The 25,471-nt window shown below is 52.8% G+C and carries 27 protein-coding genes; 9 read left to right on the top strand and 18 right to left on the bottom strand.

Going from position 1 to position 25,471, the window contains the following annotated elements; all coding sequences use genetic code 11:
- Positions 1–71: 71 nt before the first annotated feature.
- Together ACMWKA_RS16240 and ACMWKA_RS16235 are read right to left on the bottom strand one after the other, a co-directional pair.
- Positions 72–1,340, bottom strand: coding sequence for a tyrosine-type recombinase/integrase (locus ACMWKA_RS16240; protein WP_097406394.1), 1,269 nt, complete (start codon positions 1,338–1,340; stop codon positions 72–74).
- Between the two features lie 188 nt (positions 1,341–1,528).
- Positions 1,529–2,392, bottom strand: a complete 864-nt coding sequence (locus tag ACMWKA_RS16235; RefSeq protein WP_013094887.1) for a YicC/YloC family endoribonuclease — start codon at positions 2,390–2,392, stop codon at positions 1,529–1,531.
- Between the two features lie 125 nt (positions 2,393–2,517).
- On the opposite strand from ACMWKA_RS16235, the gene rph reads away from it, so the two are divergent.
- Positions 2,518–3,234 (top strand): ribonuclease PH, encoded by a 717-nt coding sequence (gene rph / locus ACMWKA_RS16230; RefSeq protein WP_013094888.1) that lies wholly within the window; start codon positions 2,518–2,520, stop codon positions 3,232–3,234.
- A 67-nt stretch (positions 3,235–3,301) separates the two neighbouring features.
- Complete coding sequence (gene pyrE, locus ACMWKA_RS16225; protein WP_013094889.1) at positions 3,302–3,943, top strand: orotate phosphoribosyltransferase; 642 nt, start codon at positions 3,302–3,304, stop codon at positions 3,941–3,943.
- Between the two features lie 83 nt (positions 3,944–4,026).
- On the opposite strand, the gene slmA is transcribed toward pyrE, so the two are convergent.
- The 3 genes from slmA to coaBC form a co-directional block, all read right to left on the bottom strand.
- Entirely contained in the window at positions 4,027–4,623 is a 597-nt protein-coding gene (gene slmA / locus ACMWKA_RS16220; RefSeq protein WP_014830147.1) for a nucleoid occlusion factor SlmA, read from the bottom strand.
- 120 nt (positions 4,624–4,743) lie between these two features.
- Complete coding sequence (dut, locus tag ACMWKA_RS16215; RefSeq protein WP_015570042.1) at positions 4,744–5,202, bottom strand: dUTP diphosphatase; 459 nt, start codon at positions 5,200–5,202, stop codon at positions 4,744–4,746.
- Positions 5,180–6,391, bottom strand: a complete 1,212-nt coding sequence (gene coaBC / locus ACMWKA_RS16210; protein WP_105826592.1) for a bifunctional phosphopantothenoylcysteine decarboxylase/phosphopantothenate--cysteine ligase CoaBC — start codon at positions 6,389–6,391, stop codon at positions 5,180–5,182. Before coaBC ends, dut begins: the two co-directional genes overlap by 23 nt.
- A gap of 172 nt (positions 6,392–6,563) precedes the next feature.
- On the opposite strand from coaBC, the gene radC reads away from it, so the two are divergent.
- The 4 genes from radC (at position 6,564) to mutM (ending at position 8,760) form a co-directional block, all read left to right on the top strand.
- Positions 6,564–7,232, top strand: coding sequence for a RadC family protein (gene radC / locus ACMWKA_RS16205; RefSeq protein WP_013094892.1), 669 nt, complete (start codon positions 6,564–6,566; stop codon positions 7,230–7,232).
- A gap of 217 nt (positions 7,233–7,449) precedes the next feature.
- Positions 7,450–7,686 carry a 50S ribosomal protein L28 gene (gene rpmB, locus ACMWKA_RS16200; RefSeq protein WP_002436699.1) on the top strand — a complete coding sequence of 79 codons (237 nt, stop codon included), beginning with the start codon at positions 7,450–7,452 and terminating at the stop codon, positions 7,684–7,686.
- A gap of 22 nt (positions 7,687–7,708) precedes the next feature.
- A complete protein-coding gene (gene rpmG / locus ACMWKA_RS16195) occupies positions 7,709–7,876 on the top strand; it encodes a 50S ribosomal protein L33 (protein ID WP_013094893.1) in 168 nt (55 codons plus the stop codon).
- Positions 7,877–7,950: 74 nt separating this feature from the next.
- On the top strand, positions 7,951–8,760 hold the full coding sequence (mutM, locus tag ACMWKA_RS16190; RefSeq protein ID WP_013094894.1) for a bifunctional DNA-formamidopyrimidine glycosylase/DNA-(apurinic or apyrimidinic site) lyase: 810 nt from the start codon (positions 7,951–7,953) through the stop codon (positions 8,758–8,760).
- A 2-nt stretch (positions 8,761–8,762) separates the two neighbouring features.
- Here the strand turns inward: mutM and coaD are convergent, their stop codons facing one another.
- The 7 genes from coaD to rfaQ all read right to left on the bottom strand — a co-directional run bounded on the left by coaD (position 8,763) and on the right by rfaQ (position 15,655).
- Positions 8,763–9,242: a pantetheine-phosphate adenylyltransferase gene (gene coaD, locus ACMWKA_RS16185; RefSeq protein ID WP_013094895.1), complete on the bottom strand. Its 480-nt coding sequence runs from the start codon at positions 9,240–9,242 to the stop codon at positions 8,763–8,765.
- A gap of 3 nt (positions 9,243–9,245) precedes the next feature.
- Positions 9,246–10,016 carry a glycosyltransferase family 2 protein gene (locus ACMWKA_RS16180; RefSeq protein ID WP_414760422.1) on the bottom strand — a complete coding sequence of 257 codons (771 nt, stop codon included), beginning with the start codon at positions 10,014–10,016 and terminating at the stop codon, positions 9,246–9,248.
- Entirely contained in the window at positions 10,016–11,290 is a 1,275-nt protein-coding gene (gene waaA / locus ACMWKA_RS16175) for a lipid IV(A) 3-deoxy-D-manno-octulosonic acid transferase (RefSeq protein WP_013094897.1), read from the bottom strand. Before waaA ends, ACMWKA_RS16180 begins: the two co-directional genes overlap by 1 nt.
- Before the next feature lie 66 nt (positions 11,291–11,356).
- The gene (locus ACMWKA_RS16170; protein ID WP_013094898.1) at positions 11,357–12,346 is read right to left on the bottom strand and encodes a glycosyltransferase; all 990 of its coding nucleotides are present in this window, start codon (positions 12,344–12,346) and stop codon (positions 11,357–11,359) included.
- An 11-nt stretch (positions 12,347–12,357) separates the two neighbouring features.
- Complete coding sequence (locus ACMWKA_RS16165; RefSeq protein WP_047024207.1) at positions 12,358–13,458, bottom strand: glycosyltransferase; 1,101 nt, start codon at positions 13,456–13,458, stop codon at positions 12,358–12,360.
- 2 nt (positions 13,459–13,460) lie between these two features.
- Positions 13,461–14,588, bottom strand: coding sequence for a glycosyltransferase family 4 protein (locus tag ACMWKA_RS16160; RefSeq protein ID WP_013094900.1), 1,128 nt, complete (start codon positions 14,586–14,588; stop codon positions 13,461–13,463).
- Complete coding sequence (rfaQ, locus tag ACMWKA_RS16155; protein WP_013094901.1) at positions 14,585–15,655, bottom strand: putative lipopolysaccharide heptosyltransferase III; 1,071 nt, start codon at positions 15,653–15,655, stop codon at positions 14,585–14,587. Before rfaQ ends, ACMWKA_RS16160 begins: the two co-directional genes overlap by 4 nt.
- A gap of 150 nt (positions 15,656–15,805) precedes the next feature.
- On the opposite strand from rfaQ, the gene ACMWKA_RS16150 reads away from it, so the two are divergent.
- Positions 15,806–16,768 carry a polysaccharide deacetylase family protein gene (locus tag ACMWKA_RS16150; RefSeq protein ID WP_023620215.1) on the top strand — a complete coding sequence of 321 codons (963 nt, stop codon included), beginning with the start codon at positions 15,806–15,808 and terminating at the stop codon, positions 16,766–16,768.
- A 15-nt stretch (positions 16,769–16,783) separates the two neighbouring features.
- Here ACMWKA_RS16150 and ACMWKA_RS16145 read toward each other — a convergent pair whose 3' ends face one another.
- Genes ACMWKA_RS16145 through rfaD form a run of 6 tightly spaced genes read right to left on the bottom strand, consistent with a single transcriptional unit; the run spans position 16,784 to position 22,907 of the window.
- On the bottom strand, positions 16,784–17,947 hold the full coding sequence (locus tag ACMWKA_RS16145) for an O-antigen ligase family protein (RefSeq protein ID WP_414760421.1): 1,164 nt from the start codon (positions 17,945–17,947) through the stop codon (positions 16,784–16,786).
- The gene (locus ACMWKA_RS16140) at positions 17,934–18,839 is read right to left on the bottom strand and encodes a sugar glycosyltransferase (RefSeq protein ID WP_029881899.1); all 906 of its coding nucleotides are present in this window, start codon (positions 18,837–18,839) and stop codon (positions 17,934–17,936) included. The genes ACMWKA_RS16145 and ACMWKA_RS16140 overlap by 14 nt, the downstream gene beginning before the upstream one ends.
- A gap of 1 nt (position 18,840) precedes the next feature.
- Positions 18,841–19,935 carry a glycosyltransferase family 9 protein gene (locus ACMWKA_RS16135; protein WP_023620211.1) on the bottom strand — a complete coding sequence of 365 codons (1,095 nt, stop codon included), beginning with the start codon at positions 19,933–19,935 and terminating at the stop codon, positions 18,841–18,843.
- Between the two features lie 3 nt (positions 19,936–19,938).
- Positions 19,939–20,922 carry a lipopolysaccharide heptosyltransferase RfaC gene (gene rfaC, locus ACMWKA_RS16130; RefSeq protein WP_414760420.1) on the bottom strand — a complete coding sequence of 328 codons (984 nt, stop codon included), beginning with the start codon at positions 20,920–20,922 and terminating at the stop codon, positions 19,939–19,941.
- Positions 20,923–20,925: 3 nt separating this feature from the next.
- Entirely contained in the window at positions 20,926–21,972 is a 1,047-nt protein-coding gene (gene rfaF / locus ACMWKA_RS16125) for an ADP-heptose--LPS heptosyltransferase RfaF (RefSeq protein ID WP_013094907.1), read from the bottom strand.
- A gap of 2 nt (positions 21,973–21,974) precedes the next feature.
- The gene (rfaD, locus tag ACMWKA_RS16120) at positions 21,975–22,907 is read right to left on the bottom strand and encodes an ADP-glyceromanno-heptose 6-epimerase (protein ID WP_058678539.1); all 933 of its coding nucleotides are present in this window, start codon (positions 22,905–22,907) and stop codon (positions 21,975–21,977) included.
- Between the two features lie 215 nt (positions 22,908–23,122).
- On the opposite strand from rfaD, the gene kbl reads away from it, so the two are divergent.
- Both kbl and tdh read left to right on the top strand, forming a co-directional pair.
- Entirely contained in the window at positions 23,123–24,319 is a 1,197-nt protein-coding gene (kbl, locus tag ACMWKA_RS16115) for a glycine C-acetyltransferase (RefSeq protein ID WP_013094909.1), read from the top strand.
- A 9-nt stretch (positions 24,320–24,328) separates the two neighbouring features.
- On the top strand, positions 24,329–25,354 hold the full coding sequence (gene tdh / locus ACMWKA_RS16110) for an L-threonine 3-dehydrogenase (protein ID WP_029881902.1): 1,026 nt from the start codon (positions 24,329–24,331) through the stop codon (positions 25,352–25,354).
- Positions 25,355–25,471 lie beyond the last annotated feature (117 nt).

Here is a 25,471-nt window from a genome sequence, read left to right as displayed (position 1 = left end):
CCTAAAATAGGATTGAGTCAGGCAGTAAGGCTATCCGCTTTTCGTCCCGTCGAACTAGGCTCAATCTGTTCTTACGATAGCTTATGCGCCTTTATGATAGGCGTCACGTTGTAATCTTCACCGCGTTCCAGTGCCACCAGCAAATCACACCACAACATAAGTGCGGCTTTGCGCTCCTCAAAATATTGGTAGCGATTATAAATCCCTTCTACACCCTTAATTCTGTGGTTAAGGCAGCGTTCGGCCACCACTGGATCAACGCCCAGCGCAGCAAGATGGGTACGGGCAGTACGCCGGAAATCATGAATGGTGTAGTGGGGTACATCGGGCATTTCAGCGCGAACCTTTGCCAGCGCAACGGGCAGGGTGCTTTCCTGAATATGGGGGATCATGCGGTTTTGCATCTTTCTGGCAGGTAATACCCATTTGCTATTGCACGAAAAGGTGCACAGCTCTCGCAGCCACTCTACTGCTGGGGGCGGCAACGGTATGTCGATGGCATCGCCGTTTTTACTTCGTTCTTCTGGCAGATGCCAGATTGCCCCATCCAGGTCGAATTCTTCCCAGCGGGCGGCACATAGCTCCATTTTACGTACGCATAAGGTTAGCAGGAGCTTGAATGTAAGCTCATTCTGGCGGCTAAACCCTTTAGCCTGTCGCATGGCTTGAAAAAGTCTGATCAACTCGTCACGGGTAAGCCATCGTTCACGGGCAACCTCTTTCCCGCCAGCGTCCGAAACCTCAAAGGCTGAGCACGGATTTATCTCCAGCGCGTGACGTTTAATTCCGTAATCAAATATGCGGCGCGTCCAGCGTAGAACGTCTGTCGCTATGGTTGGCGCTCCACGGTCAACAATGCCTTTTAGCATGTCGTCAATGTGGCGTGGTTTCACGTCCTCCACCCTCATTTGACCAATGCAGGGGTTTATATCTTTGTCGATGCGGCGACGGAGAATGTCAGGGTGCTTCCAGCGTGGCAGGATCTGACGCTCGAAATATTCTGCGGCAAGCTGAGAAACACGCATGGCGTTTTTGTCATCTTCAATTTTTGCCAGTGCTTTGGCTTTACGTTCCTGTTTCTCCCCGGCAACGTCATAGCCTAACGATACGCGGGCGGATAGCTCTTTGGCTGTTTCTCTGGCTTTGGCTAATGACAGTTCAGCATACGAGCCAATCAGCATAGCGCGTGACTTCCCGGCAAGCTTATATCGGAATCTCCATGTGGGGGTTTTATCAGTTTCACGGTAGCGTAGATATAACCCGTTCCCGTCAGCCCGTCCCTCGAATCGCTCCCCGGCCTTTATCCATGCGCGGATCTGCATATCAGTTAGTTTTGGCATTTTGCGAATATCCAAGTTTTGAATTGGGGTGTACCCAAACTGATGTACACAAATATCAATGGGTACACCATTGTGTACACCCTAATCATGCGCTTTGTCGCGTTTTCATGATAGTCCATGATAACAAAAAAGCCCGCAATGTCGCGGGCTTCTTGATTTTTTGATGCTTGGTGTGAGTTGCTGATAGCTTACTCAATATTCTGGATCTGCTCGCGCATTTGCTCAATCAGTACCTTGAGCTCAATGGCGGAATTCGTCACGTCGGCATTGATTGATTTAGACGCCAGGGTATTCGACTCGCGGTTGAATTCCTGCATCATAAAGTCGAGACGACGCCCAACGGCTTCTTTCTTCTTCAGAATGTTGTAGGTCTCTTTAACGTGTGCTTCCAGACGGTCCAGCTCTTCGGCCACGTCAACGCGCTGCGCCATCAGCACCAGCTCTTGTTCCAGACGGTTATTTTCCAGCTGAACTTCCGCTTCTTCCAGTTTGGCAACCAGACGCTCGCGCTGCCACTGCAGCACTTCCGGCATATGGGTACGTACTTTTGCCACTTCGGCGCTGACGCCTTCAAGGCGCTGTTCAATCATCGCTTTCAGTGCCTGGCCTTCGGTTTCGCGAGCAACGATAAAATCATCCAGCGTGCTGTCGAGGGCGGCAAGGATTTCAGCGGCAATTGCATCCAGATCCTGCTCTCCGGCAGCCATGACGCCAGGCCAGCGCAGAATATCAACCGGATTAATTTCGCCTTCGTCGCTTTGCATTTTGACCCAGTTCGCCGCATTGACGAGCTGTTTTGCCAGTTTTTCGTTGAGGATCAGTTCGCCCTGCGCGCTGGCATCCGGCTCAAAACGCAGGTTACATTCCACTTTGCCGCGCGTCAGACGCGTACGGATACGCTCACGCACCACAGGCTCAAGGCTGCGGAACTGCTCCGGCATACGGAAATAGGTTTCCAGATAGCGCTGGTTTACCGAACGCATTTCCCAGGTAGCGCTACCCCAGCTACCCTTGATTTCACGCCGGGCGTAGGCGGTCATACTGCGGATCATAGATATTCCCGTTTTTAAAGGAGAGATGGGGGGATTATAGCTTTCAGGGGCTTCTCAGGATAGGAATAAGCGTCCTTTATCCGTATAATGCGCAGCCACATTCGTTTCAAGCCGGAGAATTCATCATGCGTCCAGCAGGTCGTAGCGCCAATCAGGTGCGTCCCGTCACCCTGACCCGTAACTATACAAAACACGCTGAAGGCTCCGTTCTGGTTGAGTTTGGTGACACCAAAGTGCTGTGCACGGCTTCCATTGAAGAAGGCGTTCCGCGTTTCCTGAAAGGTCAGGGCCAGGGCTGGATCACGGCTGAATACGGCATGCTGCCGCGTGCAACGCATACCCGTAATGCCCGTGAAGCGGCAAAGGGTAAGCAGGGCGGCCGTACCATGGAAATTCAGCGTCTCATCGCGCGTGCGCTGCGCGCCGCTGTTGATCTGAAAACGCTGGGCGAATTCACCATTACCCTGGACTGCGACGTCATTCAGGCTGACGGTGGCACGCGTACCGCATCGATTACCGGTGCCTGTGTGGCGCTGGCGGATGCCCTGAATAAACTGGTTGCGGCCGGTAAGCTGAAAACAAACCCAATGAAAGGGATGGTTGCCGCGGTGTCCGTCGGTATCGTTAACGGTGAAGCGCTTTGCGATCTGGAATACGTAGAAGACTCCGCTGCCGAAACTGACATGAACGTGGTGATGACCGAAGACGGACGTATCATTGAGGTGCAGGGCACCGCAGAAGGCGAACCGTTTACCCACGAAGAACTTCTCACCTTGCTGGCTCTGGCCCGAGGGGGAATTGAATCTATTGTAACGACGCAGAAAGCGGCGTTAGAAAATTGATTTTAAAGGCGACCAATGAGTCGCCTTTTTTTTGCCTGTAAGACAGAAAAGACAAAGGAGCGAATCCATGAAACCGTATCAGCGCCAGTTTATTGAGTTTGCGCTTAACAAGCAGGTCCTCAAGTTTGGCGAGTTTACGCTGAAATCCGGGCGCAAGAGCCCCTATTTCTTCAATGCCGGGCTGTTCAATACCGGGCGCGATCTGGCGCTGTTAGGCCGTTTCTATGCCGAAGCGCTGGTGGATTCAGGGATTGATTTCGACCTGCTGTTTGGCCCGGCCTATAAAGGCATTCCGATTGCGACCACCACCGCGGTTGCGCTGGCAGAACACCATGACCGCGACGTGCCGTACTGCTTTAACCGTAAAGAGGCCAAAACCCACGGTGAAGGCGGCAACCTGGTTGGCAGCCCACTGCAGGGGCGCGTGATGCTGGTGGACGACGTCATCACCGCGGGTACCGCCATTCGCGAATCCATGGAGATTATCCAGGCCAACGGCGCGACGCTGGCTGGCGTGTTGATTTCTCTGGACCGTCAGGAACGGGGTCGTGGTGAAATCTCGGCCATTCAGGAAGTTGAACGTGATTACAGCTGCAAAGTGACGTCAATCATTAATCTGAAAGACCTGATTGCGTATCTGGAAGAGAAGCCAGAGATGGCGGATCATCTGGCTGCGGTGCGGGCATATCGCGAAGAGTTTGGCGTGTAACGGAATTGCCCGGTGGCGCGTTGCTTGCCGGGCCTGCGCAATTTGTGGGCCGGATAAGGCGTAGCCGCCATCCGGCAACGACGTTACTGCAACTGCGCCGCCACTAACGGCCAACGGGCGTCGAAATCGTCCGTTGGGCTGTATTTGAACTCACTGCGTACAAAACGGGAGAGCATCCCTTCGCAAAACGCCAGGATCTGGCTTGCCAGCAGCGTTTCATCCGTGTTGTAACCTTCGCCTTCACGCATTTTCTTCTCACGCAGTACCTGGCGCAGCTGCGCTTCAATACGCTCGAAAAGCTGGTTAATGCGACCCTGCAGTCTGTCCTGCTCAAACATCAGCGCATGGCCAGTCAGAATACGGGTCAGGCCCGGGTTACGTTCTCCAAATCCCAGAATCAATTGCACAATCAGACGCAGACGCGCAGTGGTGTCTTTTTCGTCTTTCAGAATCAGGTTGATACGCGTGATCAGACTGTCTTCGATAAACTCGATCAGGCTGTCGAACATCCGGGTTTTGCTCGGGAAATGACGGTACAGCGCCGCTTCAGACACGCCTACAGAGGCGGCCAGTTTTGCGGTGGTGATGCGTTGACTGCCATCGCTGGATTCAAGCATCAGAGCCAGAGATTGAAGTATTTCTTCGCGACGGTTCCTTTTCGCGGTTTGTTTTTCTGCCATGTTGCAAAATACCCCTGAAAATAAGCACTTGTCAGGCTGGCATCCACACAGCGACCGCAAACTGGCGTTTGCGGTTTGTTATGACATTATGGCGCTGTGAGATGCGTGTCTGTCGGGCGGTTATTTGCGCCCGGAATGGCCGAAGCCGCCTTCGCCACGGTCGGTGGCATCAAAGTCTGCCACCAGGTTAAATTCTGCCTGCACCACAGGTACAAAGACCATCTGCGCGATACGCTCGCCCGGTTCAATGGTGAAGCTGTCCTGACCCCGGTTCCAGACGGAGACCATCAGCTGGCCCTGGTAGTCAGAGTCGATCAGGCCGACCAGGTTACCCAGCACGACACCATGCTTATGACCCAGGCCTGAACGTGGCAGGATCACCGCCGCCAGTGAAGGGTCAGCAATGTGAATCGCCAGGCCCGTTGGGATCAGGGTGGTCGCACCCGGAGCCAGTTCTACGGCGTCATCGAGACAGGCGCGCAGGTCAAGACCGGCAGAGCCGGAGGTGGCATAGGTTGGTAGCGGGAATTGCTCGCCAACACGCGGGTCCAGAATCTTAACGTCGATTTTTTTCATCATAACGGGTAACGATCTCGTCCAGTAATTGTTGGCCCAGGAGTTCCTTGCGCTCAAGCGGTAAGATTTTATCTCCATCCTGCCAGAAAAGGTGCAGTGCGTTGCTGTCGCTGTTAAATCCTTGCGTGGCCAGCGATACGTCATTCGCGCAAATCAAATCGAGGTTTTTGCGGGTACGTTTTTGCCGGGCATATTCTTCCACATTATTTGTTTCTGCGGCAAACCCAACAACGTAAGGACGATGGGTTTTCAGCGCGGCGACGCCAGCAACGATATCCGGGTTTTTCACCATTTTTAGTGTTAATTCATCGCCTTGCTTTTTGATTTTGGCATCAGAAATGGTCTCTGCGCGGTAGTCCGCGACGGCAGCACAACCGATAAAAATCTGCTGATTTTGCGCACGGGCCTGTACCGCGGCCTCCATTTCCAGCGCGGTGGTGACGTCAATACGCTGCACAAAAGGCGGCGTAGGTAACGAGACCGGGCCACTGACCAGCGTGACGTTCGCGCCGCGTTTCGCCGCTGCGGCCGCAATCGCAAAGCCCATTTTACCGGAGCTGTGGTTGGTAATGTAACGTACCGGATCCAGCGGCTCGCGCGTTGGGCCGGCTGTAATCATGATGTTGAGATGTTGCAGGTCGTTGACAGGCGAAAAATGGGCCGCGGCCATATCGACAATAGTCAATGGATCAAGCATACGACCTGGTCCGACATCGCCACAGGCCTGGCTCCCGCTGTCCGGCCCCCAGATCAGCAGGCCGCGCGAGGCCAGCGTCTGTAGATTATGCTGGGTCGCGGCATTGCGATACATCTGCTGATTCATGGCCGGCACGACGGCAACAGGAGCGGGCGTGGCCAGACAAATGGTCGAAACCAGATCGTTCGCCATCCCGGCGGCAACGCGGGCAATTAAATCGGCCGTGGCGGGGGCAAGGATAACCAGGTCTGCCCATTTCCCAAGCTCAATATGGCCCATCGCGGCTTCTGCGGCAGGGTCAAGCAGGCTGTCAGATACCGGGTATCCTGAAACGGCCTGCAGGCTCAGAGGAGTGATAAAGGCTTTTCCGCCTTCGGTTATCGCGACCCGTACGTCGGCCCCGCGCTCGCGCAGACGGCGCACCAGTTCCGGCGTTTTATAGGCTGCAATGCCGCCGCTAACGCCAAGAACGATTTTTTTACCGGCCAGGCTCATCATGATTCTTTCCTGTTGGGTTTCACCAGAGAGCGGGCATTTTATCACAATCCCAAAAACGGGGTGATCTTGTCCTTCGGTCACTTTGCGAGGCGTTACGCAAGAACGAGACGCGAGAGTCAGGTACCTGAGTAGCCTATGGCAAGATGGGCAAAAAACAGGGAGAAAAAGCATGGAAGACGAGGATGAACTGCTCTTACCGCGCGAAAAATTGCTGCGCTATGGCGTCACTTTGCTAAAAGATGAGGAACTGCTGGCGCTTTTTTTGCGCACCGGTACGCCGGGCAAAACGGTCTTTACGCTGGCAAAAGATCTGATAGGCCATTTTGGTTCACTCTACGGTTTGATGACGGCGGAACTGGCGGAGTTTGCGCATGTGGAGGGTATCGGTGTGGCGAAATATGCCCAGCTTAAGGGGATTGCCGAGCTGGCCCGCCGTTTTCAGTGTGTTCGTATGCAGGAAGAGGACCCGATACTGACTCCTGCGATGACGCGCGAGTTTCTGCAAAGTCAGTTAACCGATATTGAACGCGAGATCTTTATGGTGATCTTTCTCGATAACCGGAACCGGGTGCTCAAGCATAGCCACCTTTTCTCGGGCACGCTAAGCCATGTAGAGGTTCATCCGCGTGAAATTGTGCGCGAAGCAATAAAATTGAATGCAGCCGGCGTGATACTCGCGCATAATCACCCTTCTGGCTGTGCAGAACCAAGCAGAGCTGACAAAGAGATCACCGACCGCATTGTCAAATGCTGTCAATTCATGGACATTCGTGTGCTGGACCATCTGATAATTGGCCGCGGAGAGTACCTTTCTTTTGCAGAACATGGCTGGATTTAGGCTATTTCTCGCGATCCATCGGGATCTTTGTCTGTTCGGGACTTGAGCACACCGCCGAGTCAGCGTATACTACGCCACCTTTGAGAATCTCGGGTTTGGCATTTGGGCCTGGCAATCGAGAGTTCAATAGAACTATGCGATGACCGGGCTGTAAAGCCTGACGAGGCGCCGATACCCCATACGAAGCTCGAGCTAATTTGATTTTTGGAGAATAGACATGTCCCGAGTCTGCCAAGTTACTGGCAAGCGTCCGGTGACCGGTAACAACCGTTCCCACGCACTGAACGCGACTAAACGCCGTTTCCTGCCGAACCTGCACTCTCACCGTTTCTGGGTTGAGAGCGAGAAGCGTTTTGTCACCCTGCGCGTATCTGCTAAAGGTATGCGTGTAATTGATAAGAAAGGCATCGATACAGTTCTGTCCGAACTGCGTGCCCGTGGCGAAAAGTACTAAGTACTTAAAGAGGAAATAAATCATGGCTAAAGGTATTCGCGAGAAAATCAAGCTGGTTTCTTCTGCTGGTACAGGTCACTTCTACACCACCACGAAGAACAAACGTACTAAGCCGGAAAAACTGGAACTGAAAAAATTCGATCCAGTTGTACGCCAGCACGTAATGTACAAAGAAGCTAAAATCAAATAATTTTAGCCTCCTTGTATTGAAAAACCCCGCAACTGCGGGGTTTTTTGCATTCTGCATCTTACTACGGAGGAATCATGCCTGAATTACCTGAGGTGGAGACCAGCCGCCGCGGTATTGAGCCGCATCTGGTCGGCGCGACTATTCTTCATGCTACCGTGCGTAACGGCCGCCTCCGTTGGCCGGTTTCTGATGAGATCCATGCGTTAAGCGATAAACCGATCCTCAGCGTCCAGCGCCGCGCGAAATATCTGCTCCTGGAGCTGCCCGATGGCTGGATTATCATTCATCTTGGCATGTCCGGCAGCCTGCGGATCCTCACTGAAGAGCTGCCTGCGGAAAAGCATGACCATGTCGATCTGGTGATGAGTAACGGCAAAGTGTTGCGTTATACCGATCCCCGCCGCTTTGGCGCATGGCTGTGGACCAAAGAACTGGAAGGACATAGCGTACTGGCACATCTGGGGCCAGAGCCGCTTTCAGAAGCGTTTAACGCGGAATACCTGAAAGCGAAGTGTGCGAAAAAGAAAACCCCGATTAAACCCTGGCTGATGGATAACAAGCTGGTGGTCGGCGTGGGGAATATCTATGCCAGTGAATCGCTGTTTGCGGCCGGGATCCATCCCGATCGGCTGGCCTCTTCGCTGTCGGCGCAGGAGTGTGAGCTGCTGGTGCGGGTGATTAAAGCGGTGCTGCTTCGCTCAATTGAGCAGGGGGGAACGACGCTGAAGGACTTCCTGCAAAGCGATGGTAAGCCAGGCTATTTTGCTCAGGAGCTGCAGGTGTATGGCCGCAAAGGCGAGCCGTGCAGAGTGTGTGGAACGCCGATCATCGCAACAAAGCATGCCCAGCGCGCCACATTCTATTGCCGTCAGTGCCAGAAATAGCGCTACTTTAGCTTGTCCATCAACGCCTGGTGGACGTTAACCGGCAGGAAATGGGTAACGTCCCCGTGATGACGCGCCACCTCTTTCACCAGCGTGGAAGAGATGAACGACCACTCCTTGGATGGCATCAGAAATACGCTTTCCAGCTCCGGCATCAAATGACGGTTCATGTGCGCCAGCTGCATCTCATACTCGAAGTCTGCCACCGCGCGTAAGCCACGGATCAGAATCGTCGCCTGCTGAGCGCGGGCAAAGTTGGCCATCAGATCGCTGAAGCCCACCACCTCAACGTTCGGCAGGTGCGCAATGGCCTCGGTGGCAAGCGCAACACGCTCGTTCAGGTCAAACATCGGTTTTTTACTGGGGCTGGCAGCAATCGCCAGAATCACCTTGTCGAACATGCACGCCGCACGGGTGATGATATCAAGATGACCATTGGTGATCGGATCAAAGGTACCTGGATAAATCGCTTTTGTGCTCATGGCTCACGTTTTCTCTGAGTAGCCGCGGCTGAGCGCCCACAGCTCGGTGTATTTGTTGAAAGTATACTGGGCATTTACCACGGCCAGTAACCAGCCCTGTTTACCGTCCAGCACGCCGCCACGCAGCAGCAGCGTTTTCAGAAACGCCCCCAGCGTATGGGTGAAGATACCTGTCAGCGTGGCCTTCTTGCCGCGCTGATGGCGCTCCTGTGCCCAGGCGGTGGCATAGTTGAGCTGTTTACGCTGGAAGCTGGCGAAATCCCGGCAGGTCAGGTGCAAAAGATCGCCCGTCAGAGGGACGACTGGCGCACTGTCGCAGGCCAGGGATTCATGGACCAGATTATCATTGTACTGATACCGCACGCGCTCGAAGAGGCGCGTGACCCGGTCGGGGTACCAGCCGCTGTGACGCATAAAACGGCCAAGGAAATAGTTACGACGCGCAATGCTGTAGACCGTGCCCGGCGTTGGTGCGGCGAGCACCGCCTGAATGGCCTGACGCAGCTCCGGCGTGATGCGTTCGTCTGTGTCGAGCATCAGTACATAATCACCGGTGGCATATCCCTGCGCGCGCTGGCGCTGTATGCCATAACCTTGCCAGTCGGTGTTGGTATAGACTTTTGCACCCGCTGCGCGGGCAACGTCCGCCGTGTTGTCTTCACTGCCGGAGTCGAGCAGGATAATTTCGTCAGCCCAGGCAACGGAGGCCAGGCAATCCGGAAGCAGGTCGGCAGCGTTTTTGGCGATCAGAACGACCGACAGGCGCGTTGACATTAGTGGCTCCGCTGCGGCAGATAAGGTTGCAGAAGCTGCAGCAGACGAGTGAGGGCACCCTGGTTCTGATGCAGCACTTCGACGGCATGACGACCGTACCACAGGCGGTAATCTTCGTCGGTCAGCAGAGTCGAGACCTCTTTGACCACCGAATCCGCATCGGTCACGGTAATTAGCCCTTCCGCTTGCTGCAATTTCGCACAGATATCTTTGAAGTTGAAGGTATGTGGACCCATCAGTACGGGAATGGCATGGGCCGCTGGCTCCAGCGGGTTATGGCCACCACGCTCCACCAGGCTGCCGCCAACAAAGGCCAGATCAGCGATGCCATACAGCAGCATCAGCTCACCCATAGTATCGCCAATAACCACCTGCGTGCTGGTGGAGGGGATCTCACCGCTGCTGCGCAGGGTGAAGCTGAAGCCGCCTTTTTGCACCATTTCACGGGCGTCTTTAAAACGCTCGGGATGGCGAGGCACCAGAATCAGCAGCAAATCGGGGAATTTCTCCAGCAGCTTACGATGCGCCTGCAGGATAATCGCCTCTTCGCCATCATGGGTGCTGGTCGCAATCCAGACCTGGCGACGCGGTGCCCACTGGCGGCGCAGCGTGATAGCACGGGCCGCAAGTTCAGGCGTGACGGAGATATCGAATTTCAGGCTGCCTGTCACCGCCAGCTGGTTGCGTTTCAGGCCAAGCGAGATAAAGCGCGCTGCGTCTTCTTCGTTTTGCGCAGCAATCAGTGTGATCTTGCTGAGCAGGCGGCGCATAAATTTCCCCAGCTTGCCGTAGCCTTTCGCCGACCGCTCAGACAGACGCGCGTTCGCGATCACCAGTGGAATCTTACGGGCATGCAGAGCGGAAATCATATTCGGCCACAGCTCGGTTTCCATCACGATCACCAGTTTAGGGCGAACGGTTTCCAGAAAACGGTTCATGGCGCAGGGAAGGTCGTAAGGCAGATAGACGTGATGCACGTCTTTACCGAAGGCGGACATCACGCGCTCAGAGCCGGTCGGGGTCATGGTCGTGACGGTGATCGGCAGCGACGGATAACGGTGACGCAGGGCGCGAACCAGCGGGATCGCTGCCAGCGTTTCGCCAACAGAAACGGAATGCAGCAAAATACCGTCCGGGGCAACTTTATTGCGACAGAAGCCATAGCGTTCAGCCCAGCGTTTTCGGTACGCAGGCGCTTTACGGCTACGAAGCAGCAGTCTCAGCCACACCAGTGGCTGAATGATATAGAGCAGGGCGGTATACAACAATTCCAAGCGATTATCCGTCTTTTTAGTTTCGGCGGGCAAATTCTAAGCATTTGGGCCAGGTAAAGCTATCTCTTATGCCACATAGCGCTTCAAACGGAAGTAACGACGGCCCAGTCGCCAGCGCAGTCGGGGACTTTTTGCATTTTTCCAGATGAGTTTCCAGATCCCTTTATCGAAAAACTCTTTGATAATAAATGCTTTTTTCTGCTCATCTTTCATGTTGTCGAAAGTATGAATGATGCCCAGCCCTTCTTTGGCAATTTGCCAGTGGCAAGCAGGGATCCCTTTCACTTTATCGGGATAGCGCTGATTTATGGCATCGAGCATCTGCAGGATTTTCATGTAGTGACGCGCCGAGCGAATGAGCGTGTCGTCATTGTCCGGCATATGAGACACCGACGCAGAGTGAATGTAGTAGTCGTAGTAACGTTCACTGGTGTACTGCACCCGCTCCGCCGCCAGCAGTACTTCTGTGGTCCACGGAATATCCTGATGGCGCAGCCCCGGTTCAAAGTGAAAACCGTGCTCGCGAATAAAGTCATGACGATAGATGTTCAGCCAGGTCACGTGCAGGAACTTACGGGAGTCGAGCGCCATTTTGAGCCATGCAGGGCCGGACATGACGCCCGTTGATGCCAGTTTGTCTTCAGGGAAAATAGGGCGTGAAGGCTTCTTATTATTTTCCCATACGTAGTTGCCGTTACAGGTAGCGACATCAAGACGTTGCGTAACAGCCATATCAAGCAGGTGCTGATACATGCCGGGTTTAAAGACATCATCAATATCAGGGAAAGAAAGATATTGGCCCGTCGCGACGGCCAGACCGGTATTACGCGCGATGGATACGCCCTGATTTTGCTGCTCAATAACCTGCATCTGCGGCAGCTTTTCGCGCCAGTTTTCGACGATCTGCATCGAACGGTCCGTGGAGCCGTCATTGACGATGATGACTTCCATGCTGTCGATGCGTTGATCCACAAGGCAGGTAAAGAACTGATCCAGGAACGCTTCACCGTTATAAACGGCTACCACCACGCTTAATAATGGCGCTGAATTTTGCATAAGAAACCTGATTATTTTTGATTGTCGACCAAAGCAATATATTGCTGGCAAATGGCCTTGATACCGAACGATGCAATGGTTGCGCGATCAACGACCGGTGGAGAGGTATAAATATCCGCCAGCGTTTTTGCCAGAGACTCGTCATTCATCTCTGCCAGACCGCGGGATAAGTCTCCCTTGAGGATTTCGGCGGGGCCACCTGGACAATGTGTACTGACGGGTGGCGTCTGGCAGATAATGGATTCAACCAGCACATTACCAAAACCTTCGCAGTCAGAACTTAACACTAAAAGGCGTGCCCCTTTAATCCAGGGATAAGGATTAGGTTCGAACGGACGGAAAACCGTTTTGTCTTCAATGCCCAGTTCGCGGGCAAGCTGCTTAAGCTTTTGAATTTTAGCCTCAGAGCCATTGCCCATCATAACCAGCGTGGTATTGAGCTGACTCAGCGCGAACGCCCGTAGCAGGCGATCGTGGCGCTTGTGTTCATGGAAGCGGCCGACGTGAATGATGTAATCCTTTCCCTGCATCTCAAAGGGGGCGTCCGCCAGACGCTGGATTTCAGGAATATCAAAAGGATTATGGATTACCGCCGTGCGTCGGAGATTCAGGGCCAGCGTTTCTGAAAGATCTTTCAACACGGCGCCTGAGACGGCGACCACGTTGCGGTTTTCGTAGGTATGGCGAATTTTAGTGTGCTTAAACCAGCGTGAAAGCCCACGGCGATGGCGAAGGTAGGAGAATGAGAACATGCCATGCACACAGAACCACACTTTATTGCGCTCCAGGGCGCGGCAGTGCGCCACGATGCGGTCAGTTTTATGCAGATGCGAGAACACCACATCAAATTTGCCGCTGCGCTCCGCCCGCTCGATAGCTTGATCCAGCAGCCTGGCGCGGCGTGGGATCTCCGTTAGCTTCCGCCACGGTTTTTTGCAGGTATCCTGAACGACCTGATAATCGATGCCTTCCGGAATGGCGTAGTCGCACACTTTCCGCAGCGAGAAGAGAGAGACCTGATGCCCCATCTCTGTTAATCCGCTGGAGAGTGTAAGAACCGTTTTTTCAGCTCCTCCACCGGGTAAACCATCAATAATCATTAGGATGCGCATTTTTAATCCAGTAATTTTTGATAAAGCGAAATAAGCTGACTTGACAGTTTTTCGGGGGTGGCGTCTTTTACACGTTCACGTGCCGCTCGTCCCATATCGTTATTTTTTTCCAGCGAAGGGGTGGCCGCTACCGCCTCCTTCAGGGTGCTGATATCAAGTGCGTCACAGTAAAATCCGTTCTGGCCTTGCTGAATAAATTCTGCCCCACCGCAACTCTCTGATGTAATGACCGGCAAACCGCAGGCCATCGCTTCAAGAATGACGTTAGGGAAAGGATCATACAGCGTTGGTAGCAGTAAACCATCAGATAGCTGATAAAATGGCAGCGTCTCTTTTTGCATCCCCAGAAAACGGATTTGCCCCTCGCAGCCTAATGAACGGGCGAGGTCGCGATAGCGACGTTCTGCTTTATCCTGCCCAACCACAATCAGCCACGCCGCAGTACCCGCAACGGCGCGTATAGCGCTGGCCAATCCTTTTCGTTCAAATCCTGACCCTACGAAGCAGAAAATGACGGCATCGGTCGGCAAACCAAACTGCTGACGCAATGCAATACGTTGTGCCTCTTCTGCCGGAACGAAACGGGTGGAATCAATTGAATTATAAATCACATGTATTTTTTTTGCGTCAATATCAAAGTCTTCGACGATTTCGCGCTTGATCATCTCCGCATTACAGATAACCGCCTTTAACTCCGGCGCCTGGTACATTTCACGTTCGGCATTCATCACATAGCGGTGATAGCGATCATGCATCAGCAGTTTTGCACGCCAGGCAGGCAGAATGCGTGCGCGCTGCAGGAGCCAGCGTCGGTGTACGCCGTCGCCTGCACGATAAATGTCACAGCCCGGAATGCGCTCGTGGCTTTGCACAATATCAAACTGCTGCTGCTGCCAGAGCGCACGTGCGGCATGCGCAAATCCGCGCTCGCGGCTGATGCGGCCCCATTTGCGCGGATCGCAAATATGGATATGCCAGTCGTCCTGCTTCTCACCCTGCCACTCGCGCGTGATGACGTTGAGCTCGAGATTTTGGTTGCTCAGCGCTGTAAGGGCGCGAGACACGAAGCGTTCTGCCCCGCCATCCGGGCGATACTTTTGGCGAACAATCGCCAAGCGATGGTGTTTCATGACAGATATCTCCTTGCGGCGGAGACGACAGCATCAACGGGAATGGCGTCGAGATAGCGTTCTTTTGTTTTGGTATCAATGGCGTCTGGATCGGGCAGTGGGCCGTAATCACCTGCCCAGATGACTTCCCCATTAACCTGCCAGGGTGACCAGAAGGTAAGTTTTGATGGGCCAAATAATGCCACACAGGGGGTCTGAAGCGCAGCGGCCATATGCATCGGAACGGAGTCAACGCCAATAAACAGAGACGCATGATCGATAAGCGAAGCCAGTTGACGCAACGTGAGCTGACCTGCCAGCGAGACGACCCCCGTCTCTGGCGAGGCGGCGAGAATGCGATCGATCATCGCCAGCTCTTTTTTATCCGGCCCGGCGGTGAGGACGACAGTGTGGCCATCCTGCTGCAGCGCCGTGATGGTTTGCGCCATTTTGCCTTCGTCCCAGCATTTAAAGAACCAGCGCGACGTAGGCTGAATCACGATGTAGTTGTCTCCCACACCGTTTTGCATCAACTTTTGGTGAGCCTCGTGCCAGTCTTCGGCATGGTAGGCCATGGTCACGGCAGGTTGAGCGGTGACCGGTAATGGCGACAAAATAGAGAGGTTCTGTTCGACAGTGTGCAACGCGTTGTGCCCGGCCACAGAGACCAAATCGCTATGGCAAAACCGCCAGAATGCGTTGTTGCGCTTATTAAAAGCGAACCCGAGTCGTACCGGTGCGCCGGTGAAACGGGTAACGATAGCGCTGCGCCACTGATCGGCAAGATTAATCACCAAGTGATAATGCTGTTTCCTCAACGCACAGAGCAACTGCCACTCTTTTTGCAGATGTTTCAGCGTGCCCAGCTGCTTCCATTTACGGTCGATCCCGTAAACAGTACCGATCGCCGGGTGTGCGGCGAGCATATCGCGGGTTTCTTCATACAACAGCACATCAATCTGTGCCTGCGGCCATTTTTGACGTAACGAATCAATGACGGGAGTGGTCAGTAACATGTCGCCATGATGGCGGAGTTTGATAAGTAAAATGCGCAAATCAGGCGTGTCAGGTAAGTTATTCATCATCATCTTATTGGCGTTGTACTGTTGGCAATTCTAATAGACCTGATAGCGACTTGCACTCTTTCTCCATAATCTCAGGAAATTCCCTGGAAGGGTTTACTCATGCTTCGGTGAGTGCGTAACATAGCGCTAACTTTCCTGTCTTGCGGACTCATTATGAAAAAACCAGCGTTTATCATCACGATTGATACTGAAGGCGATAATCTCTGGCAAAATCACCGCGTCATTAAAACGGAGAATGCGCGCTATCTGGCGCGATTCCAGACGCTTTGTGAGCGTTTCGGTTTCAAACCCGTATGGCTGACAAATTATGAGATGGCGATTGAGCCGGTTTTCATTGAGTTTGCCAAAGATGTGATCGCCCGCGGTCAGGGTGAAGTCGGGATGCACCTTCACGCGTGGAATAGCCCTCCTGAACACGATCTCACCGGAGATGACTGGCGCTGGCAGCCGTATTTGATTGAATTTTCAGATGAGGTGATGCGCGAGAAAGTGTTGTTCATGACCCGTCTGCTGGAAGAGACCTTCCAGACCAAAATGTTAAGCCATCGCGCCGGGCGCTGGGCCTTTGATAGCCGTTACGCCAGACTGCTGATCGAACTGGGCTACCAGGTTGATTGCTCTGTTACGCCGCGCGTGAACTGGCGTAACGCGAAAGGCGCACCGCAGGGGAATGGCGGAACCAATTATCAGCACTTTCCAGACCACGCCTACTTTATTGATACAGACGATATCTCACGAGCGGGCAATAGCCCCTTACTCGAAGTGCCGATGAGCATCCAGTATAAGCATCCGGCCTGGTTGAACACCGTCAAACAGGGCTACGATCGCCTGCGCGGTAAATATCGTTCACCGTCCGTAAACTGGTTGAGACCGTCCGGTGGTAATGCGTCGCAGATGATTCAGGTCGCACAGCAATGCCTGTCTCAGGGACATGACTACGTGGAGTTTATGCTGCATTCCTCGGAATTTATGCCGGGCGGAAGTCCTACGTTTAAAGATGAGGCGGCGATTGAAGGGTTGTATCAGGATCTGGAAGTGCTCTTTAGCTGGTTATCCGACAAGACGGTAGGGATGACGCTGGCGGAGTTTTATTCCCATAAAAAAAGCGCCGATTAATCGGCGCCTCTGGAATTATTTTTGCAGCGCAGTTTTTACCGGGGTGCTGAAAATAATGGCAAGTGGAAGCCAGAATAGCACCCAGTATTCTCGCGGATTGCTGATTACGAACATGCCCTGGGTAACATAGAACATCAGCGCAAAGACAATAACCGCAATCTCTGCTTTGTGATTAGCAGCAAGGTGGCGAAGACATTGTCTGCCCGCAAAGAGAATCATACTCAAAAGTAGCAGAAGCCCCACAATACCGCCCTTCAGGAAAGTCGCTAAATAAAGGCTATGCGTTGTGGTAACAGGTTGACCATAGCCGTTAATGAATTCAAGTTCTTTATTGAAACCCCAGCCGAAAATCATTTTTTGCTTCGCCACTTCAAAAGCATGCTGCCAGATGCCGAAACGGACAGAGCCTGCACGGGAAGATTCTTCCGCGCGTTTGATGAATATATCGAAGAAGCCGCTGAAATAAAGGATGGAGCCAATAACTATCAATACGATCAGCGAGCCAGCTAATAGCTTTAAATTCCATTTCGGTTTACACAGAAACGCAACGATAGCGGCGACAATCATCGAAAGGAAAGGCCCACGGCTTTGGGTCAGAATCAAGCAGACCAGTAGCAGGGGAGCGGGAATATAGAACCAGTAGTTACGTGTTTCGCGAACCAGAATGGCGCTCAACAAAATACCCAGCGCCATGTATCCCCCAAGATCAATGACATTGTCCGGGGAGAACGGGAATGCACGCGATAGTCGGTTTTGAAATATGTGCTCTTTATTGACATAAACCAGCGTTAATATCGTCAGTGCCACGATACCGAGATAGGCTGCGCCAATGATGTATTTTTTTCTTTCCTGTAACTCACACTGACGATAAAGGCACAGGAAAATAAATAAATAAAAGGAATGGCTGATGGCTGAGCTAAGATGTGAAGATTCCGCCCACAAATTTGAGAGTGAAAAGTAAAGCAAAAAGGCACCGGTCATCCCCAGTGCAGGAAGGAAGTCACGATCGTTGATAAAACGGGTGCGTGTCTCACTATTGATAATCATAGTGATGATAAACAGAGCCAGCGTGATATGGAATAAGATATTTACCCGTGAGACACCGCAAAAAATCATGCTCAAAAACATAAAGAGCACAAAAGGATAGAACAGGTAGCGTTGCAAATTAATTGAAGACATCACTAAAATCCTTTCTGGGAAAAACGGAGTCAGGGATAGCGCTTTGAGGAGAGAGATTGATAACTGAAATGTTATCATTTTTGAAAATGGTGCTTGCCAGCGTTAGCGCGGGGATCACAACATTATGCACTTTATCCTCAAGAAATGATGGCAACATCGTATCGTTGCTTTCATAGAAACGTGGCTGGTTGAAATTATTCATATCAAGACCGGCAATATAAATTTTCTTGAATCCCAGAAAGTAAATTATCTGAAGCGCCCAGTATATCACGGTGCCAGCATCCACCACTCCATGTCGCACATCACGACTAAAAGCAATATTCGGATGCGTATCAGAGAAAACAATTTCTGGTGTGTCCGCTAAAGCTTGACGCAGATTATCCTGTTTAATTGAAGGTTTGTAGGTCTCATAACAAATATCTTCAATAATACAAATCTCGCACTGAATGTTTTCGTAGGAGAAACGCTTTATAAGTTTGACGATCCCCATAACGGTAGTAAATAAAATAACATTTTTACAGCCGGTTAATCGTTTCAAAAGCGCCGTTTGACGGTCGATAAACGTCATGTCGACAATGAAATAAAGACTAAAATTGAGCTGGTGATTAAGGTGCCAGGCGCCATTCACGCCAGCGGTCGCTACCGATGTCGGCAATTTTGCAAAATCAATATGTTTGATTGAAGGGCCTGTCGCCGCAATCAGAATCTCACCATTGAATCGATGGTGAAGTGAGGATAAGGAAGTCAGTTTGATATCCAACCCCTTATATTTTAAATCACATATTTCACCGGTTTCATTGCGGGATAATTTAATAAATGGCCATAAATTCTCATTATGTCGCATATTACGCTTATGCGTATATCGATACAGTTGCTTGGTCAAAGAGCCCATTTCACGCCTCAAGTGATTCTTTTTTGTTTTTATTCACGGTCGTTAATAAACTGGCAATCTTATCCAGATCGGTTTCACCTACGGCAAACAGCTCTTCTTTTGGTTGGCTGAAATAGTAACGCGTTTCAAATACGTATGAGTTAATATTTTCGTCATTGCCAATCAACAGAACATTGCCGAGAGGGCGTTGTTCGTAATGGCAGCACGGGCCAAACAACATGACGATAGGCACACCCACTGCATCGGCAATGTAAATATTCCCGGAATCAGACGCGATATAGCAATCCATCTTTGAAATAGCCCACGGGAGTTCTTCCAGCGTGATCTTCCCAATCAGACTGATCAAGTTAGGAATGTCACCGTAAGCACGGGTGATATCGTCCAGCCACGACTGTTCATCAGGGGCGCCAAACACATAAAACTCGCAGGGCAGGTCGGCGAGACGATCAATAATTCGCTTCCAGATGACCGGCGGCACCGTTTTGGCTTTATTACCTGCGGCAATGCTGATGCCGATGCGGATCACATCAGGTTTGTCGAGAATTGCCGGGTAGGTCGCCGGTTTGAACAGCGGCTTTGTGGCGTGCTTGGGCGAGTCCTGCCACGTCAACGAACGGTCGGCCAGCTTCAGGTAATTGGTCACTGATAGCGTTTTTTTGCCGTGCTCAACGGTACCGTCGGCGGTGAGATAGAAAATCCCGTGATACCATCTGCGGGTGTAAATGCTTAAAAATTGTTTGTTTTTGGCATTACAGACGGCGGCAAAAAAGAGATTTACACTGTTGGGTTGCAGAAGATATACGTTGTCGTAGCGGTTCATGATGCGGCAGGCAAAGCTGAGCTTACGCCACAGACTACGCTTATGCTGCTCGATAAAAAAAATCTCTTCGATCGTTTCGTCATGCTTCGCCAGCGCACCTACGCTGCGACTGATAAGCACATCACTTTTTTGCAGGTATGCCAGCAGGGGCGTCGCATTAACAAAATCACCGATTTTGGCTGTCTGAATGACCAGGTTTTTGCCTGTATCTTTGCGGAACAGCTTCCGGATAAGCTTCACCGGAAGGAGTAAAATCAGCAGAAATACGTAACTCATTCGTTAGATATCCCTGTCGGAAAGCCAGTGGCTGTCCTGTAAAAATGAAAAAATGGCATCTGCGCTAATGTCCCTCGTTTGTTGAGTCGGGCTGACCATTTGATGCTGGTTTTTACCGTAACCCCCAATCAAACCGGGATCGGTCGGGCCAAAAATCGTGATGTTTGGACGATCCAGCGCCGCGGTTAAATGGCTTAAACCCGTATCAACGGAAACGACAGCTTTAGCTCCGGCCAGCTCTGTAGCAACTTGCGCCAGCGTGAGTTTAGGTAAAACCTCGACGTGCGAAAAACCGGCTGCCAGACGTTCAGCACGCTGGCGCTCATGTTCAGCACCCCACGGCAGTTTAATATGGATGCCGGCAGGTTGCATTAGTTCAATGAGTCTTCGCCAGTGCGTTTCCGGCCAGTGCTTATCATCGCGCGTTGTGGCATGCAGGAAGACCAGCCAGGGCTGCGCAGGCTTCTCTGCATCACGCAGAAAATGCTGCGAAATCGCGTAATCACCCTGCGTTTCCGGCTTTGTGTAACCGAGGCTTTTTGCGAACAGCTCGCGGGTGCGTTCCACTGCGTGCTGCTGCTTTGCAATATGGTGACGACGGTTATAGAACAGGCTGGCGAGTGGTTCGCGGGCGGTTTGCCAGTCCATGCCGTGCTTTACACCGTGTGCCAGGCGCGTGACTAGCGCGGCGCTTTTGACCAGCCCCTGCGCGTCGATAATGGAGTCGTAACGCTGCGCCTGCACCGCATCGCGGAAGGCTTTGCGCTCGGCTTTAATCGGTGTGGAAAACCACGCTTTACGCCAGCGGCGGATGGCCACCGGGATCACGCGATCGACCGCTTCGTGCCAGGTAGGGATCTGCGCGAAGCCTTCTTCCACCACCCAGTCAAAACGAATGCCAGGAATGGCCCGCATGGCGTCCGTCAGCGACGGAAGCGTATGCAGCACATCACCCATCGAAGAGGTTTTAACGATCAATACCCGCATTCGTTATCCTTCTTCGCTCAGCAGCAGTTCGTTGAGTTCTTCGAGAACGCGCTGCGGCGTGATGTCGATCAGGCTCTGGTGATAACCTTGCGCGGCATCGCCTTTACGCACCTTATGGTAACCCGTGATCAGACGAATAACGCGCGCCTTATTTGAGAGCGGCGGCGTGAAGTCCGGGCTACTTGGACCGTACAACGCAACCAGCGGGCGGTTGAGCGCGGCGGCGACGTGCATCAGCCCGGAGTCGTTGGTGACTACGGCTTTACAGGCAGCAAGTAAAATCACCGCCTGCTCAAGCTGGGTTTCCCCGGCCAGGTTGCGGCACCAGGCCTGCTGTTCTGTGCTGAGGGCTGCCAGGATTTCGTTCCCCGCCTCGTGGTCTTTGGCCGAGCCGAACAGAACGATCTGATAACCTTCGTCAATCAACTGCTTTGCCAGCTCTGCGTAGTGATAGTGCGGCCAGCGTTTTGCCGGGCCGAATTCTGCGCCCGGGCAGAAGCCAATCATTGGCCGTTCAGAGGAAAGACCAAACGCGTTACAGGTCTGGGATTTTTCACCCTCGCTGACCTGTAGCTGTGGCCATAGCAGCGGCTGCGGCAGGTCTTTTGCGCTGCGCATCACGCCTTTGTCGTAGGCCAGCGCCACATAGCGCTCCACCATTAATGGCCAGGCCTCTTTATCCAGCACGCGTGCGTCATTAAGCAGACCGTAGCGCATCTCACCGCGCCAGCCGGTACGGTGCGGCACACCGGCGAAGAAGGGCACAAGCGCGGATTTAAACGAATTGGGTAACACGTAAGCGCGGTCATAACGCTTCTCGCGCAGACTGTGACCGAGTTTACGACGTTCGCCAATTTCCAGCGCCCCATGGCCGAGCGGCATTGGGATGGCTTCATTCACTTCCGGCATACGCGATAACAACGGACGGCACCATGCGGGTGCCATCACGTCGATTATCGCCTGGGGATAACGCGCCTTGAGCGTGCGATAGAGACTTTGCGACATCATCATGTCGCCCACCCATGACGGGCCGATCACCAGAATTCTCATACTTACGCGTCGCGATTCAGCCAGGCCATATATTCCGTTACGCCTTCGGCAACGGTCTTGAACGGCTTGTCATAACCCGCTGCGCGCAGGTTAGTCAGATCGGCCTGGGTGAATGCCTGGTAGCGGCCTTTCAGTTTGTCCGGGAAAGGAATGTACTCAATGCTGCCTTTCTTGTGATACGCCAGCGTTGCGTCAGCCACGGCCTGGAAAGATTCCGCGCGGCCGGTGCCAAGGTTGAAAATACCGGATACCCCATTTTCCCAGAACCACAGGTTCACGGCGGCAACGTCGCCTACGTAGACGAAGTCACGCTTAAAGCCGTCGCTGCCTTCGAACAGTTTTGGACTTTCGCCGTTATTCAGCTGAGTGTTCAGATGGAACGCCACGCTCGCCATGCTGCCTTTGTGGCCTTCGCGCGGCCCGTAGACGTTGAAGTAGCGGAAACCAACGATTTGGGAGTTCGCTTCTGGCAACACCTGACGCACATACTCGTCGAAAAGGAACTTGGAGTAACCGTAAACGTTCAACGGCTGCTCATATTGGCGGGATTCAATGAAATCAGAGGTACGTCCGCCGTAGGTGGCCGCCGAAGAGGCATACAGGAGCGGAATTTCACGCTCCAGACAGTAGTGAAGCAGCTCTTTAGAGTACTGATAGTTGTTGTCCATCATGTACTTGCCGTCCCACTCTGTGGTGGAGGAGCATGCCCCTTCGTGGAAGATGGCTTCGATCTCGCCGAACTCTTCACCTGCCATAATCTGGATAAGGAAGTCTTCTTTATCCATGTAGTCAGCGATGTTCAGATCCACCAGGTTGACGAACTTGGTGCCGTCTTTCAGGTTGTCAACCACCAGGATGTCGGTGATGCCTTTGTCATTGAGAGCTTTAACAATATTGCTGCCGATAAAGCCCGCGCCGCCGGTAACGATGATCATAACTGTAACCTTTGAAGTGTGGAGTCCGGGGACAATCCCGGACGCTAATGGTTCTATCATATCATTAGTATGGCTGCCCTTCAGCCATTCACCGACATAGCGCAAGGGTACACGTGATTTATGCTGCAAAAACGAGAAGAGATAATGTGTCATCTCGTCATGAACTATAGGTTTGGGTAATATGTGCCGAAATTTGCCGAGTCTGGAGAATTGCAATGCGTGGTGATTTTTACAAACAGTTAAACAGCGACCTTGAAACCGCGCGTGCGGAAGGGTTGTTTAAAGAAGAGCGTATTATCACGTCTGCTCAGCAGGCGGACATCACCGTTGCCGATGGCAGCCATGTGATCAACTTTTGTGCGAACAACTACCTGGGTCTTGCGAATCACCCTGAGCTGATTGCTGCGGCGAAAAGCGGTATGGATACCCACGGTTTTGGTATGGCCTCCGTACGCTTTATCTGCGGCACGCAGGACAGTCACAAGCAGCTTGAGAAAAAGCTGGCGAACTTCTTAGGCATGGAAGACGCAATTCTGTACTCCTCCTGCTTCGATGCCAACGGCGGTCTGTTTGAGACGCTGCTGGGTGCAGAAGATGCCATTATCTCCGACGCCCTTAACCACGCTTCCATCATTGACGGTGTGCGCCTGTGTAAAGCGAAGCGTTTCCGCTATGCCAACAACGATATGGTTGAACTGGAAGCACGCCTGAAAGAGGCGCGTGAAGCGGGTGCTCGCCATGTGCTCATCGCCACCGACGGCGTGTTCTCTATGGACGGCGTGATCGCCAATCTGAAGGGCGTGTGCGACCTGGCGGATAAATACGATGCGCTGGTGATGGTCGATGACTCGCACGCGGTCGGTTTTGTGGGTGAAAACGGCCGTGGCTCGCATGAATACTGTGACGTGATGGGCCGCGTGGACATCATCACCGGTACGCTGGGCAAAGCGCTTGGTGGCGCGTCTGGCGGCTATACCGCTGCGCGTAAAGAGGTGGTGGAGTGGCTGCGCCAGCGCTCCCGTCCGTACCTGTTCTCCAACTCCCTCGCGCCGGCCATTGTTGCCGCCTCCATCAAAGTGCTGGAGATGGTGGAATCCGGGGCTGAACTGCGCGACCGTCTGTGGTCCAACGCGCGCCTGTTCCGCGAAAAAATGAGTGCGGCAGGGTTTACCCTGGCCGGTGCTGACCACGCCATTATCCCGGTCATGCTGGGTGATGCCGTCGTGGCGCAGAACTTTGCCCGTGAGCTGCAAAAAGAAGGCATTTATGTGACTGGGTTCTTCTTCCCGGTCGTACCAAAAGGCCAGGCGCGTATCCGCACCCAGATGTCCGCGGCGCATTCGCCTGAACAAATTGAACGTGCGGTGGAAGCCTTTACCCGCATCGGTAAACAGCTGGGCGTAATTGCCTGAGGACGTGTGATGAAAGCGTTATCCAAACTGAAAGCGGAAGAAGGGATTTGGATGACCGACGTGCCGGAGCCGGAAGTCGGTCATAACGATCTGCTGATCAAAATTCGTAAAACCGCCATTTGCGGCACTGACGTTCATATCTACAACTGGGATCAGTGGTCGCAAAAAACCATTCCGGTACCCATGGTTGTCGGCCACGAATACGTTGGTGAAGTAGTTGGGATTGGTCAGGAAGTGAAAGGTTTTAACATTGGCGACCGCGTCTCGGGTGAAGGACACATCACCTGCGGCCACTGCCGTAACTGCCGCGGTGGGCGTACGCACCTGTGCCGTAATACCATTGGCGTGGGCGTGAATCGTCCGGGTTGCTTCGCGGAATATCTGGTGATCCCGGCTTTCAACGCGTTCAAAATTCCGGACAACATTTCTGACGATCTGGCCTCGATCTTTGACCCGTTCGGCAACGCGGTACATACGGCGCTCTCTTTCGACCTGGTCGGCGAGGATGTGCTGGTCTCCGGTGCGGGCCCTATCGGGATTATGGCCGCAGCGGTGGCGAAGCACGTGGGTGCGCGTAATGTAGTGATTACCGACGTGAACGAATACCGTCTGTCGCTGGCCCGCAAGATGGGCGTCACCCGTGCGGTGGATGTCTCTAAAGAGAGCCTGGCCGATGTGATGGAAGAGCTGGGCATGACCGAAGGGTTTGACGTGGGTCTTGAGATGTCCGGCGCACCACCGGCGTTCCGTACTATGTTGGATACCATGAACCACGGCGGTCGTATTGCGATGCTGGGTATTCCGCCGTCGGATATGTCTATCGACTGGAATAAAGTTATCTTCAAAGGGCTGTTCATTAAAGGCATCTATGGCCGTGAAATGTTCGAAACCTGGTATAAGATGGCGGCATTAATTCAGTCTGGCCTGGATCTGTCCCCGATTATTACACATCGTTTCTCCGTTGATGATTTCCAGAAAGGCTTTGACGCGATGCGTTCGGGCCAGTCCGGGAAAGTTATTTTGAGCTGGGATTAAACCTGCCAGCTGGCACCCGTATAAACGGGTGCCAGTGCTAATTATGGTAGTTTGACTTTTCGGGATTTTCTTGTTACTTTTCAATAAAATACCAATCTTTCTTCTCCACGCGTTTAT

Origin of the sequence: Enterobacter sp. 03-F-07-AD-ECC (assembly GCF_047530935.1) — a bacterium.
Taxonomy (GTDB): domain Bacteria; phylum Pseudomonadota; class Gammaproteobacteria; order Enterobacterales; family Enterobacteriaceae; genus Enterobacter; species Enterobacter cloacae.
This window is presented reverse-complemented; position numbering and strand designations above follow the sequence as displayed.

Coding starts and splice junctions, on each gene's coding strand:
- coaBC (WP_105826592.1), bottom strand. CDS start 6,391: ATGAGCCTGGCCGGTAAAAAAATCGTTCTTGGCGTTAGCGGCGGCATT.
- dut (WP_015570042.1), bottom strand. CDS start 5,202: ATGATGAAAAAAATCGACGTTAAGATTCTGGACCCGCGTGTTGGCGAG.
- ACMWKA_RS16160 (WP_013094900.1), bottom strand. CDS start 14,588: ATGAAACACCATCGCTTGGCGATTGTTCGCCAAAAGTATCGCCCGGAT.
- pyrE (WP_013094889.1), top strand. CDS start 3,302: ATGAAACCGTATCAGCGCCAGTTTATTGAGTTTGCGCTTAACAAGCAG.
- ACMWKA_RS16150 (WP_023620215.1), top strand. CDS start 15,806: ATGAAAAAACCAGCGTTTATCATCACGATTGATACTGAAGGCGATAAT.
- rfaF (WP_013094907.1), bottom strand. CDS start 21,972: ATGAGAATTCTGGTGATCGGCCCGTCATGGGTGGGCGACATGATGATG.
- rfaD (WP_058678539.1), bottom strand. CDS start 22,907: ATGATCATCGTTACCGGCGGCGCGGGCTTTATCGGCAGCAATATTGTT.
- ACMWKA_RS16235 (WP_013094887.1), bottom strand. CDS start 2,392: ATGATCCGCAGTATGACCGCCTACGCCCGGCGTGAAATCAAGGGTAGC.
- rfaC (WP_414760420.1), bottom strand. CDS start 20,922: ATGCGGGTATTGATCGTTAAAACCTCTTCGATGGGTGATGTGCTGCAT.
- mutM (WP_013094894.1), top strand. CDS start 7,951: ATGCCTGAATTACCTGAGGTGGAGACCAGCCGCCGCGGTATTGAGCCG.
- rfaQ (WP_013094901.1), bottom strand. CDS start 15,655: ATGATGATGAATAACTTACCTGACACGCCTGATTTGCGCATTTTACTT.
- rpmB (WP_002436699.1), top strand. CDS start 7,450: ATGTCCCGAGTCTGCCAAGTTACTGGCAAGCGTCCGGTGACCGGTAAC.
- rpmG (WP_013094893.1), top strand. CDS start 7,709: ATGGCTAAAGGTATTCGCGAGAAAATCAAGCTGGTTTCTTCTGCTGGT.
- ACMWKA_RS16170 (WP_013094898.1), bottom strand. CDS start 12,346: ATGCAAAATTCAGCGCCATTATTAAGCGTGGTGGTAGCCGTTTATAAC.
- rph (WP_013094888.1), top strand. CDS start 2,518: ATGCGTCCAGCAGGTCGTAGCGCCAATCAGGTGCGTCCCGTCACCCTG.
- ACMWKA_RS16135 (WP_023620211.1), bottom strand. CDS start 19,935: ATGAGTTACGTATTTCTGCTGATTTTACTCCTTCCGGTGAAGCTTATC.
- ACMWKA_RS16240 (WP_097406394.1), bottom strand. CDS start 1,340: ATGCCAAAACTAACTGATATGCAGATCCGCGCATGGATAAAGGCCGGG.
- ACMWKA_RS16180 (WP_414760422.1), bottom strand. CDS start 10,016: ATGTCAACGCGCCTGTCGGTCGTTCTGATCGCCAAAAACGCTGCCGAC.
- tdh (WP_029881902.1), top strand. CDS start 24,329: ATGAAAGCGTTATCCAAACTGAAAGCGGAAGAAGGGATTTGGATGACC.
- ACMWKA_RS16145 (WP_414760421.1), bottom strand. CDS start 17,947: ATGTCTTCAATTAATTTGCAACGCTACCTGTTCTATCCTTTTGTGCTC.
- ACMWKA_RS16140 (WP_029881899.1), bottom strand. CDS start 18,839: ATGGGCTCTTTGACCAAGCAACTGTATCGATATACGCATAAGCGTAAT.
- slmA (WP_014830147.1), bottom strand. CDS start 4,623: ATGGCAGAAAAACAAACCGCGAAAAGGAACCGTCGCGAAGAAATACTT.
- ACMWKA_RS16165 (WP_047024207.1), bottom strand. CDS start 13,458: ATGCGCATCCTAATGATTATTGATGGTTTACCCGGTGGAGGAGCTGAA.
- coaD (WP_013094895.1), bottom strand. CDS start 9,242: ATGAGCACAAAAGCGATTTATCCAGGTACCTTTGATCCGATCACCAAT.
- kbl (WP_013094909.1), top strand. CDS start 23,123: ATGCGTGGTGATTTTTACAAACAGTTAAACAGCGACCTTGAAACCGCG.
- radC (WP_013094892.1), top strand. CDS start 6,564: ATGGAAGACGAGGATGAACTGCTCTTACCGCGCGAAAAATTGCTGCGC.